Origin of the sequence: Psychroserpens sp. S379A (genome assembly GCF_049800755.1) — a bacterium.
Lineage (GTDB): Bacteria > Bacteroidota > Bacteroidia > Flavobacteriales > Flavobacteriaceae > Psychroserpens.
This window is the reverse complement of record NZ_JBNAFQ010000001.1, coordinates 217,930-233,066: the sequence shown is the minus strand read 5'-3', so window position 1 is coordinate 233,066 and position 15,137 is coordinate 217,930. Positions and strand designations below refer to the sequence as shown.

The following is a 15,137-nucleotide window of genomic DNA, read 5'->3' as shown; positions in this document are numbered from 1 at the left end:
TTTATATAGCTATAACATGACATGTAAGTCTAATTACCATGTCAAAATGCTTCAGTTATTGTTTCATTAAATTCAATAAAAAAACCACCCTAAAGAGTGGTTTTTTTATTGAACATTATATTTTTTATTTAATAATCACTTTTTGAGTTATTTCTTGATAGTCGTTTTGTAATTGAACAACATATACTCCTGAACTTAATTCATTTGCCATGATTACATTTCTATTTATAGAAGTATCCATTTTGCTTTGTAGCACTTTTCTACCGTGTATATCATAAACACTAGCTTTTGTTTCACTTTGTAATGCACCTTCTACTAAAATTGTTCGATTGGTTGGATTACTGTAAACATTTAAGTCATTAAGATTATTAAGATTCGTTTCATCTAATGACAACGTATCATCTGTTGCAAAATGTAAAAAGAATCTACCAGTACCACTAATAGATGAAGTTGTAGTAATAGTATAATCCAATGTGTTTAACAATGTAGAGGTACCTGTTAAAGTATCTTCTAAGTAAACTTCTATTTCTTCTGGTAAATACGAATCTTCTAAACTAAAAGTAATTTGCTCTCCTTGACTAGCATTAACTCCCAAAGGAACAGTTACATTATTAGACACATTAGTATTTAATGTTTGTATAGCAAACGGTAAATCTTCATTATTGTCTAATAAATGAGTATATAGACAAAAGTCAGGAACTGAACTTCCATAAATACACGCATCATAACCTACATCTAATCCATTACTACCATTTTCATGAAAGTAAACAGAGGTCGACCAATGATTGGTAGCAGATTGCATTTTTATTTTTGCAAAATCATTTGGTTCATCCTCTTGTCTTCCCAAGATAAAATCATCAGCATTTCCTGCTACTTGCATATCTGGTGTAAACTCAAGACTAGAAATTGGATAACTAGACGATACAAAAAAGCCTTGTCCAGGAGCAATAAGTGTAGAACCTGTAGCTAAGTTTAAAACGGTCCATTTGTTACCTGGATCTACTGTTTCAGCATTATAGCCATAAATAGCAGCTGTTGATTCGTCAAACAACGTCATATTAGGTAATTCAGAAACAGATCCAACATGAGTTAAAAATGCCTCAACATCAATATAAGCTGGATAAGGATTACCAATTAAATTCCATTCAGAATATTGTCCAGATGAATCACTTTGAATTGGAGCAACTACTGGTCCAGTAACAACAGATCCTGTAAAGGTCAAAGTTGCGCCATTACCAGTATTGGTAGCAGCTCTATAACCTCTACCTGTTACCAATACCTCTGTACTATTATCATCATATAATAAATAGTCATCTGTAGCTCCTTTTTCAAAAGGTCCAAAAAGATAAGTAGTGGTTGGTTGCACGCCATTATTAAAAATTACACCTTCATTATAGTTAGCATCACTTGTTAAAAAAGAAGACCATGTTTGACCTGCTAATGGTGGCGCAATTAAATCGTTACCATTAGACTGAGAATTGGTAAATCGATGATATTTTGCTGTACCTGTAATTGCAATTGTTCCATTTACAATTAAACTAGCATAAGAATTTGATTCAGAATACATGTCTAAATCGCCAGTTATGTTTAGTGTCGCTCCAACAGGTATTGTTAAACTTGCGCCACTATTAATAATAACATTTTCAACAGTTTTTACTCCAGTAAATGTAGGAGCATTGCCTGTTATTGGAATAGTAATTTCTGATGTTATAACAGGCACTATATTTGGTGTCCAGTTATTAGGATCATCCCAATCAGAAGATATAGAACCATTCCAAGCAAATGGTTGTAGTTCGGGTTCGCCTTGTGCTATTGCACTAAAATTCACGCCTGCAAAGACGGTTAAAAACAATAATTTTAATCGTAGGTTAAAATGTTTCATAATAAATAATTTAGATTTGGGTTATACACGTTTATCTAACGTGCGTTTCGTTTAATTAGAATTGTATTCACTATACCTTATTGGGCTTTAAAAGGCATAGGTGTTGTTATATTTTTAAAAAGTTTCTTAATAGATTATCTTGCTTTGTGTGTTCTAGTAAAAACATATTGGATATTGTAAATTTCTACAGGGTAATTGCTTTCAATTTTAATAGTACCACCATTTGCCTCCCAAGTATCTAATGTATGAACATTAAAAGAGTTCATATAATAGTGCTCTGCACCAATACCTTTTGCAGTTGTAAAGTCGTTGTAACATACTTCACCTACTGGCGAACCAATATCTACAGATACAGTAAGAGTAGTATTGATATTGACAGTTGGTCTTACCATAAATTCTATTTTTACATTAAAACCGTCACCATTTCTTCCTAGTACTTTAGACGTTGTTGAGTTATAAAATGTTGAAATATCTGAAGGGATTTGAGAATCATTAATAGAACTTGCATCATTAGGTAAAGTTACCTTAGTAGAAGCAGCAAGAGAAAAAGGGCTTACTGAAGTATATGTACCATCAGCATACTGTGCCCAACCTGTGAAATTACTAGAACTGTTTTCATCTATAAGTTTATTCCAATTCTCGCCATCGCAAAAATAAAAGGCAATTTCATCTGTATCAAAAACCAGTAATCCGTTAGCTGGATTTATAATAGCTAATCTTTGTACTGATGTCATTCTAGGAGTTAACATCCCTTTTTCTGTTGAGCTAACATCTAGCATAGCAGAATCATCTGGTTCAATACCAATACCTACTTGAGATATGGCTTTGTAATTAAAACTTGTAAAAACCACTAAAGTCAATAGGGCTAATCGTAAATGTAAAGTTTTCATAATTAATAGTTTAAGATTTTTTTGGTTAATTTGAGGTTATTGGTTTCAACTTGCACCAAGTAGATGCCTTTGCTTTTGCTAAAGGGAATTTGTAATCTTTCTTGATGATTTAAGTTTGAACTCAATTGTAAAACTTCTTGTCCTAATACATTAAAAACACTAATGCTCTTAATTTCAAGTCGCTTTAAATTGTTTATAATAATATGCTCATTTCCAGCATAGAAAACATCTATTTGTGAGGTGGTATCATCAGCAATTGATAAAGTCTCCTCAGGTTCAAAAACAATAGAATATCTATTTAAATAATGTCCTGTTGGTAAATTCACATTAAAGTTAGAGTCACTTAGGTTATGTGTGATATTTAATTCATGATCTTTTAAATATATTGGATGTTGAAAATTTTCAACACCATCTAACATGATTTGATGAGTGCCAGTTTCTGAAATTTGAATGCCTAATGGTATTTCTAATGTTTCATCAAAACTCCCTACACCTTGAATTCCATATTTTTTCTCTTCGTCATTTTCAATCACAAAAAACAAATCATCATCTCTATGCTGATTTAAAGTCGCATCATAACCTGCATTGTAATCTATATCTGCATTAGAATTTGATAAAAAGCCTAACAGTAGTTGTCTGTGAAAACCTTCTGGATCTTCATATCCTAAACGAATGTATTGATTTGAAGAAGCTTCATCTTGTCTAGGCTCCATAGCGCTTTCTATAGCAAAGGTTCTTTGAGAGTTGTTAAACGTAATGTTTCCGCTTCCATAAGCATCTACAAAAAAGCCTTGTCCTATTTGTATATACTGTGAAGGCTCTGTAATATTTCCTGCAGTGCCAATTCCGTTAATTAATGGAGACGCAATAGATGGTGTAATTCCACCTGTTAAATTATACAGAGCATATCCTCCCAAATAGTCGGTTAATGCATGTGATGTAGATCCTCCATCTACCCAAAAGTATAAAGTATCAAAGAGTAACAAATTATCATTTATAAATCGGTTAGCATCTATAGCAGAAGGATAAGGATTACCTATTAAGGATTGCTCTCCTGCATTTATTGGTAATAAGTATTCACCATTATTTGGGGCACCAAAGAAGACATAATTCTGCTCTGTCAAAGGAGAATTAGAACCTTTCATGGTATAACCTTGACCTGGATTTAAATTGCTATATTGATCTAGAGCAACCCAATCAGTATACAAACCTGTTCCTTGTAAATATTTGTATATCCATTGCGTATTAATTGTTAATGCAGTAGTAACATTGCCAAATCCATCTAATACAGATGGTATACCATTAAAAGGTGAACTAGAATTAAACAATAATTCTGTAGGCTCAAATGGATTAACACTTGAGTCTGTACCATCAAATTTAGATTCAGAAAGAGAGAATGTTCCATCGCTACTTACAGGTGATGACCAGTAATTGAATTTATAACCTGAAGCATAGCCTTGTTGATCTACCAATAGATTGCCATCAAGTATAAAATTCATATTAGAAGATGAGTTTTGGATTAATTGTGACTCTCCTAATAAACGAAAATCACCATTTATTAAGTGCAATCCTTTCTCAATGATAATTCCTAAATCATCGTCAATCATTACACCTTTAGCATTCACTCCAGTCACATCTACTTCTAAGTTATAGAACTTAATATAATTAGACGAACCAGAAATGGATAATATAGGATGATTAGAACTTTTAAAGTACGTTGTTCCATATGTAGGCATAGGTGTTATACCATGATTAATAAAGCTATGGTTTAAATAAAGATTGCCATTGCTTTTATGAATACCACTTTCTGAATTGGTGTATTCTGTTTTAAAATAAACATCTGTTAAAGAATTAATTTTAAGGTAACCCTCATTTACAATTTGAGAGAAACCACAAATAAAACTTGAAGTTGTTAAAATAATGCATAAGTAAAATTTTATTCTCATAAATAATTAGGTTTAAAGGTTAATAATAGATTTGTATGGGTTTAATAATAATTTGCTATTTCATTTTTTGGATAATGATTTTGAGTTAAAAATGACTGTGATTTACTTATAATTTTGTTGAGTTCTTCAACAGTTAAAGGTTTGCTTATAAAGTCAACACAATGTTTTTCACTTTTTACTTTAATTACATCGTGCATATTTGTTGATGAAGACAGCATAAAAATTTTGATAGGTTTCTCAATTGACTTCTCGAGTTTATTAAACTCACTTAAAAATTGAAAACCACTCATTTCTGGCATGTTGATATCTAATAAAATTATATCTGGAAGAAACACTTCTTGATATTCTAATTTCTTTGTAAAAACTTCTAAAAATTTAATTGCGCTATAAGCCTTTTTAAAGGTTCTAACACGATGATTTACAGAAGATTTTTCTATAATTTTTTTACAAATAAATAAGTCTATTTTATTATCATCAATAATCATAAAGTTAAGTTTCATAAGCAGGTAAAAATTAGTTTAGATTAGGTAATATAATTTTAAAAGTGGTGCCTTTTTTAAGCCTACTTTCTACATGTATTTCTCCATTAAGGTCTTCCACAATATTTTTAACAACATATAAGCCTAGACCATTACCAGTATTATCAAGGTTATTTGCTTTAAAGTATAAATCAAATATTTTTTGCAAATTATCTTTGTGTATGCCTATACCTGTATCACTAATTTCTATTATGGCCTTATTATTTAACGTTTTAACAGCAATAGTGATACATGGCTTTTTTGTTTTTGTTGGTGATTTAGAGTAAATAACTGCGTTATGAATTACATTGTGGAAGATTGTATTTAATAAGTCTGGATTAGTATAAAACTCTAAAGAGGTATCTAGAGTTTTTACTGTATTAATACCTTTTAAATTATGGTTTAATGAAAGTAAGTGTAAAACATCTTCAATAGTTTTCTGAAAATCGATTTTAGTAATCTCCTTTCTATTCACTGTTATTAAGGATGCTTGAGTTAAACTTTCTGACAGCAATTTTCCATTCTTGATTGTAGTATTTAGCAAGTCTAATACTTTTGAATTTTCTGTTGAAGCATCTCTTTCTAATAAATTTAATAAGCCTTCAGCTGTTGAAAAAGGTGCTTTTAAATCATGTGCCGAGCGATATAAGAACAACTCTAAATCTTTGGTTTTTTGCTTTAGTTTATTTTCTAATGTTTTTCGTTTAGATATATCTAGCATCATTGCACAATAGATCTTTTTGCCTTTAAACGTTAGACTACTTAAAGCAAGCTCTACTGGAAATTCTTTTTTACTTTGACTTAAACAATGTAATTCTATGAGTTCAACATCTTGATTGTTATCAATTTTTTCAGTAATATTTAACAACTCTTTTATACTTGTTTTTCTGGATTTTTTTGAGATTAATACTGTAAGCGGTTTTCCTAGTATTTCTGATTCTGTGTATCCAAAGGCAATTTCAGCTCCTTTATTCCATTCTGTAATTTTTCCTTTATCGTCAGTTACTACAATAATACCAACGTTAATAGACTTATAAATTAACCTGCATTTTCTTCCAGCCTCTCTGTCTTTATTTATTGAATGCTTTTTTATATTTTCTTGAATTGTGACAGTCAAAGAAAGTAAGCCTCCAAGCTCATTGAAAACTGGTGCGATTAATATAGAATAGTAGCGACGTTTTTTAGTCGAGTCAAATTCTGTAATTTCAAACTGATTAGAAACTTTTTCTGAAGCTACAAACTCAATGTTATTCTTTATTATTTCAAAAGACTCAAAACTGAAATAATCATAAATATAAGTATCTATAAGTTCTGAAACTGCTATACCATTATAACTCTTATTTGCATTTAAGACTTTACCATGCTTAGATGTTAAAAACACATGAAAAGGCATAACGTTTAGCAAGTTTTTGTCAATGATGCTTTCAGTTTGTAACTCGTTGTTTTGTTGATGAATCTTAGTAACGTTATTATATAATCCTACATATTTTATGCAATTTTCAATTTCATCTTGTATAGGGATTATGGTAGCATCAAGGTGTAAAGTTTTACCACTGTTTAATGTTTCAGATAATATACCATTCCATTTATGACCCATTTTAATAGTTCGCCATAAATCTTTATATAGTACATCTGAATGCAGATGAGATTTTAATAATTTTTGAGGTTCTCCTATAAGTCTATTTCTATTTGTTTCAAAAATTTTGCAATAGTTTTCACTTACATATTCTATTCGACCTAAAGCATCTGATATGGTATATATCGAACTATCTTTAATCAAAGAGGATAAAGTATGATCTAAGTGAGAAGATGTATAGTAATTAATTGCTTCCATAGAAATCATTTTTTGTAAGTCTACAATAGTCTTGCCCTAATTGGTAATCATTAAATAATTGGTAAGGAATAAAATCATCAAAAATTCTTTTATAAGAGAGAATTAATATTTTCATTCTAACAGAATCATAGATAAAAGCTTCAGATATTTTTAGCATTTTGAGTAAAACCGATTTAGCAAATACTTTCATTGCGTCCTGAGTAAAAGTACCTCGAGCTCCTCTTAAATCTATTAAAAATGCTGTAGGCTTGCCTTTACATAATTTTTCTATTGCCCTTATATATAGTCTAGATATAAATTTGTCTAGCCTATAATTAGGGTTTTTATTGCCAAACTTACAGTTAAGTACACCATTTAAATCTAGCCAAAAGGTTGTTGCTCCTATTTTTATGTAATTCTCTTTATTGTGCATTTATATTATATTAGTTGTAAAACTTAAACTAAGTCAATTGTTAACAAACAACTTAATCATTGGTTTTTCTTATGCCAATTCTAGTGCCAAAAAGAGCATTGAAACACAAAAAAAAACACAAACCACTGGATAGCAACGATTTGTGTTTGTTTAAGAAAATAAAGGTGATACTCAAAAAAATCGGTATACCGTGTTTTTTATCTGATAAAATACACGAGTCACGGAATACCGCTAATTATGTTTTGGTTTAACTATGCCAAGTTTAGACATTTTATCTCTCAATGTACTAGGTTTTAAATCTAGCAAATCTGAAGCACTATTTTTTCCACTAATTTTCCATTTACAACTTTCAAGAACTTGAAGGATATGATTACGTAAAATAGAATCAAGAGATAAATCTTTTCCTGCGATAAGTTGTTTGGTTTTTTGATGAGTTGTTTCAAAACCAGGAATAGATAAGGTTTCACTTTTTGATAATATTGAAGCGCGTTCAATTAAGTTTTCCAATTCTCTAATGTTTCCTGGCCAGTTATAAGCCTGTAATTTACTCATTGAATCATCTGGTATATATTTTATATGTTTGTCGTAAGCCTTATTAAACTTATCTACAAAATGCTCAACTAGTAGCGGAATATCATCCTTTCGTTCACGCAAAGCAGGAATATTTATAGGAAAAACATTAAGTCTAAAATATAAGTCTTCCCTAAATCTATTTTTATTAATCTCTTCTAAAAGATTTCGATTAGTCGCTGCAATAACTCTTACATCTAAAGTTTTTGAACCAACACCTCCAACAACCTCTATTTCTCCTTCCTGCAAAAATCTTAAAATTTTAGGTTGCATATCTATAGGCAGTTCTCCTATTTCATCTAAAAACAGTGTTCCACCATCAGCTAATTCAAACTTTCCAACTTTATCACTAAAAGCTCCTGTAAACGATCCTTTTTTATGACCAAATAATTCACTTTCGATTAATTCTCTAGGTATAGCAGAACAATTCACTTTAATTAATGGTTTGTCGTTTCTTAAACTCGTATTGTGAATAGCTCGCGCCAAAAGTTCTTTTCCTGTACCAGACTCTCCTAGTAATAAAACTGTGGCACTTGTTGGCGCAACAGTTTCTACTTCTGTTAATACATTACTAAACTCAACACTTCCATATACCATTTCTTCATAGTTAAATACTAAGTCTAGTTCGTTACGTAAGTAAACATTTTCTTGTTCTAATTGTTCTCTTAATTTATTTAATTCTTCGTTTGCTTCTAAAAGTTTCTCATTTGCTTTTATAATTTTTTCGTCTGCAATTTTTCGTTCATAACTTTCAACCACAGAAGACACTACAGTTGTTATTGCTGCAGCAAATTCTTGTTCATCTGCTGTCCAATTGCGAATATGATCACCAACATGTTCAAAGCAAATAACTCCGTAATAACCATCTGTACCATTTATTAATATATCCATTAAAGATCTCACATTATTAGGCACTAAATAGTCTTGTGCAAACTGCTTAAATATTGGTTCCTTTTCAACATCATTAACAAGAAGAGATTTTTTTGCGTCTAAAATTTTAAAGTATTCTGAACGGTCTACATCTGTTATAATATGTCCTTTCTCAAATCTGTTTTCGTTTAACAAAAACAGTTTTCTGCATTTTAGTTCGGTTTTGTTTTTGTTGAATTTCCAAATACTTACTCGTGAAACATTTAACGTTTCTGAAGCCAATTTTGTGACACTTTTAAAAGCTGTTCTAAGATCACTGCCTACAAAACCAGCTAGTTTCATAATGACATCTTTTTTTTGAGTAGATTTAATAGCCACTTCTTTTAATACTGATTTAGTTTTTTCTTCATCAGATATGTCTTTGATTGTAGCAAATATTGCAACCACTTCATCTTTATCGTTTTTGATATTACCTGCTAAAAAGGAAGCTATAATTTTTTTCTTATCTTTTCTAATAAACTCAAATTGAAACGAAGAGATTTCACCATTTGCAACCTTTTCATTAATCTCTTGCATGGTTTCATAATCCTCTGGTTTCACAAATGGAAGCGGTAATTCAAGTCCTATAAGTTCATCTTCCGAATAACCTAAAATATTACATAATGAATCGTTTACCTTAATCACTTTACCTTGACTATCAAGCATAAGTAATCCTTCTTGCATTGACATTACAAGGTTTTCTGTAAAATCGTTAGCTACTTTTAATTCAATCTCAGCTTTTTTACGATGAGTAATATCTTGGATGGTACCAAAAAAATTAGTTGGTTGTTTATTATTATATAACACTTCACCTATACCATGAATCCATTTTAACTCTTTTGTTTTATTGGTAAATATTCTATACTCGAAATTAAATTTTTCTCCAGACTCAATACTTTTGTCTATCATTTCTAAACATCGAGAAACATCTTTTGGATGCATCATGTCAGTCCATTCATCTAATGTTATTTCACGATCTAAATCTAAATTAGCAATATTGTTAAACGTTATAGATGTTTGAGCTTTACCTGTTTTTAAGTCTAAGTTATAGTTTCCTACCTTAGCTATTTTTTGAGCTTCTAGTAACGTTTTTTCACTTTGTTCTAAACGTATTTGAGATTGTTTACGTTCGGTAATATCCTGAATTGTACCAATCATCTTTATTGGGTTTGCATCGCTATCAAAAATAAACTCTCCTATTCCATGCACCCAAACTTCTTTTTTTGAATTATGCTGTATAATTCTGTACTCTTTGTCAAATCTCAATTTTTTATTAACGCAATTATAAAAATAGCGCAACATCCTTTTTTTGTCTTCAACATGTATTAAATCATTCCAGCTCTTTACGTTTTTTTCAAAGGTCTCATCAATTCCAAAAATCGCATTTAATACTGATGAAGAAGTCCATTCTGAAGTCTTTAAATCAACTGTATAAGATCCAATATTAGCAACTTTTTGAGATTGTCTTAAATAGTATTCATTTTCTAAAAGTTGAGTTTCAATCTGTTTTAATTGAGTTATATCTCTAATAATTCCGACAATAAATTTTTTTCCTTCAGAATCTATAAATCTATTCTTCTTGGTAGAGATTATTTTAGTTCCTTTACCTTTTATTCTAAGTTTTTCAATATTAATATTTTCAACACCTGTAGCTAAGACTTCTTGATCTATTTTCAAAAAGCTTAAACGTTCTTCGGGAGCAACGTCTTGCTCTAAAGTTTGTCCTATAATATCATTTTTAGAGTGATTAAAAGTTTTACAAAATGCATCGTTAACGAATTTTAAACGACTTTTATCATCCTTTACAAATACTGGATCTCCAATATTATTAATGATATTATCAAGATTTTTTTCGCTTTCAATTAAAAGTTTCTCTATTTTTTTTTGTTCGGTAATATCTGTAAAGTATAATGTTAATCCTTCTGCATGAGGATACACTCTATTTTCAAACCAAATATCTAAAGCTTCATAATAGTCATTAAATATTTGTGTTTTTTTAGTTTTGATGGCCTTATTACAAGCTTTATAAGTAGTTTTTCCTACTGCTTCGGGAAACTCAGTCCAAACATGTTTACCTAAAAGGCTACTTGGATTCTTTCCAAGAAGTTCTCCTGCCTTCTTATTTATAAAAGTATAACACCAATTTTTATCAAACGATACTAAACCATCAGAGATTAAATCTAAAGAAGTGTTTAATTGAGATTTTACTTGCTTTTCGTCAATTAAATCTAAATATCCTTTTTTGTAATTTAAAACAGAATATAGTTCTTTGCTAGGAAATGAATTACTTAAAAGACTTTCTTCGTTATTATTTATACTTTGTACCGAAATTAAATAAGCAATAGTTGCTCCCTTTTTGTTTTTAATAGTTGAAGTTTTCATAAAAATAGGAATCCTAAAACTATCTTTACGAAGGTATACAGCTTCAAACTCATACGTTTGTTTCCCATCTAATACCTCTTCATAAATTCTCTTATAATCATTATGAAACTCTGGAGGCCAAAATGGAAAAGGCGCACTAATACCAAGTAATTCTTTTTTGGCATAACCAGTTATACTACAAAAAATGTTGTTAGTAATTACAATATAGCCATTGGTATCAATAATTACTAATCCATCTTTTATTGATTCTATATAACTGTCTGTAAAACCATTTATTTGTTGTAATTCTTCAAGTAAATTCTTTTTAGTGTTACTCATTTAAAATATATTATTCTCCCTCTAATATATTTTGTTGAAATAATAGCTAATCTTTTAAGTTGTAATCAATATTCTAGAACTATAGACCCTAATTTCTTGAATAAGATATACAACTATTAAGATACGCATAAAAATAAAAATTAGCTATAATTCAAACACATACTACATAATAGTTATCAATACACTTATCAACAATTGAAGAAAAAAAACTCTAACAATTTAGAAAATAGTTTATTACTTAGTTTTATGAAGAATCAATAATTGAATGAAGTTATTGAATGGTAGGCTCTACTATTTTTTAATTTCAGCAATTGCATGAGCTTATCCTTTCTATATGGTTAGTAATAACTTACCTTGTACCTGTCCGTTTTCTAACTTCTCATGCGCTTTTCTGGCATGACTTAAAGGCATAGTTTCATATTTAGGTTTAATCTTACCTTCATTAAGCCATTTATAAAGTTGGTTTAATGCATTTTTAACAACAGAATAGTCATTATTATAGGTGGCGTAAATTTCAGAAAATGATATTGTTGGTGCTTTATGGAAATTATTGACTGCCTCTTGCAAAAGATTAAGGTTTCCTAATCCTCCTAAAAGTCCAAACACAACAATATGGCCAAGAGTTGCCAATAAATCTAGATCATTGACAATACTATCTCCTGCAACAGGATTAAACACATAGTTAATTCTATCTTTTCCTATATCATTTATTAGGTTCTTCTTCCAGTCTTTATTACTAGTATTGTAGGCATAATCGGCACCTTGACTCAAGGCTATAGCTAATTTTTCTTCTCTACGCTCTAAAGCAACAACTTTAAGTCCAAGAAGCTTTGCGATCTGAATAAGCGCAGTTCCTACACCACCCGAAGCAGCGTAAATCAATGCTATTTTTCCTGCCTCTGCGTTTACTACATTTTTTAACATATGATATGCCGTAAAATAATTTACAGGTATTACTGCTGCTTCATACAAATTAATATCTTCATTTAAAACTATTAATTTATCGGCATCAATAGCAACATATTCAGCGTAAACAGATGAACCTAATAGGCCTAAAAATGCAACTTTATTTCCTTTTTGTAAGAAGGTTTCGTTTGAATCTTCAATAATTCCAGAGCCTTCAACCCCTAGAATAATAGGTAGTTTAGGCATCATGTTTGGCGGCATATTTCCAGACCGAAGCATTGTGTCACTAAAATTTACTGATGCCGCTTTTATTTTTACTAATACTTGCCCCTTTTTTAATGCTGGCAATGGCACATCTCTGTATTCTAAAACATCAACACTACCATGATCTTGTATTTGAATTGCTTTCATACGATAAAAAATATTAGCTGATTTGTTTTTTTAGTTAAACAGCGCCTCCATTAACTTTAATGTTCTGCCCTGTTACCCAACTGGCTTCATCACTAGCCAAAAAGGAAATAACGTTAACCACTTCATCTACTTTTGCAATTCTGTTCATTGCAGACATAGCAGACACACGATCTTTTAGCTCTTGCGGACGGGTTGCAAACTCGGCTGTATCGGTTGCGCCTGGTGATACCACATTAGCGGTAATGCCTTTGTGCCCAATCTCTTTAGAAAACACTCGGGTAATCTGCTCTACTGCGCCTTTTGTGCCATCGTATAATCCGTAGTTTGGAAAAAACAAGAACGTAGTATGCGAAGATAAGTTAATGATGCGTCCGCCATTATTCATCATTGTGGCACATAGTTGCTGAGCAAAAAATACCGATTTCACATTAACATTAAACATGGCATCAAATTCGGCTTCTGTAACTTCTGCAATTGGTTTTAAAACAGGAAGTACAGCATTATTTATCACAATATCAATACTACCAAATGTGGTTTTAGTAGTTTCAAAAAGCGCTTTAAGCTCATTTAAATTACTGACGTCTGCTTTTACAGCAATAGCCTGACCTCCATTCGATTTTATTTTAGAAATACTCGTTTGGGTATTGGAAATCTGATCATCAGAATAATAGTTAATAACAACATTAGCGCCTTGCCTTCCTAGATGTTCTGCAACAGCTTTGCCTATACCAGATCCTGCACCTGTTACAATTGCGGTTTTGTTTTTAAACTTCATAATAAAAGGATTTAATTAAATGACAGCATTACCACTTACCGTTGTTTCTGGCACATCTGCTGTAACATCCCAATGTTCTACTATTTTATTATTTTCTACTCTAAAAATATCAACCACAACCATACCTAAAGCTTCGGCAGTTGGTTTTGCTAAACTGTGCACTACTACCATTTGGTCGTCTGCAATGACACGCTCAACCTGCCAAGTACCTTCTGGCATCATATTATTAAACAAATGCGGTAGAAAATTTCTTAGGGCTTCAATACCGTTATCTAAATGCGGATTGTGCTGTATAAAGGTTTTAGTAGAAATATAGGTATCTAAATTTGTGGTGTTTCTGTTAACCCATACATCATTCATATAAGCTACTACAAGTTCTTTTGGTGTTTTCATTTTATATTGTGTTTAATTATAATAGCAAATTTCACAATAAACTCGGTGCTTTAATTACCAAAAACAAGGTATTTATGGTAAAAATCAATGTTTTCGATGTCTATAGGTGTTTGGGGTCTCTTGTGTTTCCTTTTTAAAGAACTTAACAAAGTGTGTTGGTTCAGAAAAATTAAGAAAGTGTGCAACCTCTGCAACGGAATAACTGGTATGCAATAAAAGGTTTTTGGCTTCTAAAAGAATACGTTCCATTATAAGTTGTTTAGAGGTTTTTCCGGTGAGTGCTTTAGAAACCTCATTAAGGTAAGTAGGTGAAATGGCTAAAAGATTAGCGTAATAGTCTACCTGTTTGCTTTCGGTATAATGATTACTAATAAGTTGTTTGAACCGCCTAACTAGAACGTTTTTTGCTGAAATGTATTTTGTCTGCGCTTGGTATTGACTAAATAAGATTAAACTTTTTTGAAGAAATGCCATGAGCAACGGTTGTATTACCTCTATAGCTTTTTTTTCTGCAAATAACGCATCTATAATGGTACTAAATTGTGCTAGCTCATCATCGCTTAAATGAAATATATTCTGATTATAAACAGAAAAAAACGGGAAACTCTTTTGAAGATCGGTATTATATGATTTTAAAAAATCTTTACTAAATAGCACTACAAATCCTTCAACATTAGGATCTCTCACAAAGCTAAACACGTGTTCTGGTCCGTGAAATAACAAAGCGTTTTCCATGCCTTTATGGTATTCGGTATTTAACTGAATACGTCCTTGGTTCTGATTTTTAAAAAATATGATGGTATAAAAATTACGACGATGTGGTGCAATTATGCGCTTTACATCATTATTAATACTGGCAAAATCTATAATATCGAACGAAATAGCTTCCGAAGATAAATAATAACCCGTGTCTTTGTAAAAAGAAGTTATGGTTGGATAGGTTTTTAGCAACTGCATATCAAAAAAAAAATCAATGCCTTGAAGATACTAT

General features: G+C 30.8%; 11 protein-coding genes. All 11 read right to left on the bottom strand.

What is annotated here, in order from left to right; all coding sequences use genetic code 11:
* Positions 1–124: 124 nt before the first annotated feature.
* The 11 genes from ACP15M_RS00990 to ACP15M_RS00940 all read right to left on the bottom strand — a co-directional run bounded on the left by ACP15M_RS00990 (position 125) and on the right by ACP15M_RS00940 (position 15,103).
* Entirely contained in the window at positions 125–1,882 is a 1,758-nt protein-coding gene (locus ACP15M_RS00990) for a T9SS type A sorting domain-containing protein (RefSeq protein ID WP_425075297.1), read from the bottom strand.
* Between the two features lie 134 nt (positions 1,883–2,016).
* Positions 2,017–2,772: a hypothetical protein gene (locus ACP15M_RS00985; RefSeq protein ID WP_425075296.1), complete on the bottom strand. Its 756-nt coding sequence runs from the start codon at positions 2,770–2,772 to the stop codon at positions 2,017–2,019.
* A gap of 2 nt (positions 2,773–2,774) precedes the next feature.
* Positions 2,775–4,718 (bottom strand): T9SS type A sorting domain-containing protein, encoded by a 1,944-nt coding sequence (locus ACP15M_RS00980; protein WP_425075295.1) that lies wholly within the window; start codon positions 4,716–4,718, stop codon positions 2,775–2,777.
* A 41-nt stretch (positions 4,719–4,759) separates the two neighbouring features.
* Entirely contained in the window at positions 4,760–5,218 is a 459-nt protein-coding gene (locus ACP15M_RS00975) for a response regulator (protein ID WP_425075294.1), read from the bottom strand.
* Between the two features lie 13 nt (positions 5,219–5,231).
* Positions 5,232–7,070 (bottom strand): PAS domain-containing protein, encoded by a 1,839-nt coding sequence (locus ACP15M_RS00970; RefSeq protein WP_425075293.1) that lies wholly within the window; start codon positions 7,068–7,070, stop codon positions 5,232–5,234.
* Complete coding sequence (locus tag ACP15M_RS00965) at positions 7,057–7,482, bottom strand: hypothetical protein (protein WP_425075292.1); 426 nt, start codon at positions 7,480–7,482, stop codon at positions 7,057–7,059. The genes ACP15M_RS00970 and ACP15M_RS00965 overlap by 14 nt, the downstream gene beginning before the upstream one ends.
* 231 nt (positions 7,483–7,713) lie before the next feature.
* A complete protein-coding gene (locus ACP15M_RS00960) occupies positions 7,714–11,661 on the bottom strand; it encodes a PAS domain S-box protein (protein WP_425075291.1) in 3,948 nt (1,315 codons plus the stop codon).
* A gap of 330 nt (positions 11,662–11,991) precedes the next feature.
* Positions 11,992–12,978 (bottom strand): quinone oxidoreductase family protein, encoded by a 987-nt coding sequence (locus ACP15M_RS00955; protein WP_425075290.1) that lies wholly within the window; start codon positions 12,976–12,978, stop codon positions 11,992–11,994.
* Between the two features lie 34 nt (positions 12,979–13,012).
* The gene (locus ACP15M_RS00950) at positions 13,013–13,753 is read right to left on the bottom strand and encodes an SDR family oxidoreductase (RefSeq protein WP_425075289.1); all 741 of its coding nucleotides are present in this window, start codon (positions 13,751–13,753) and stop codon (positions 13,013–13,015) included.
* Between the two features lie 15 nt (positions 13,754–13,768).
* Complete coding sequence (locus tag ACP15M_RS00945) at positions 13,769–14,146, bottom strand: nuclear transport factor 2 family protein (protein ID WP_425075288.1); 378 nt, start codon at positions 14,144–14,146, stop codon at positions 13,769–13,771.
* Positions 14,147–14,230: 84 nt separating this feature from the next.
* The gene (locus ACP15M_RS00940; RefSeq protein WP_425075287.1) at positions 14,231–15,103 is read right to left on the bottom strand and encodes a helix-turn-helix domain-containing protein; all 873 of its coding nucleotides are present in this window, start codon (positions 15,101–15,103) and stop codon (positions 14,231–14,233) included.
* Positions 15,104–15,137 lie beyond the last annotated feature (34 nt).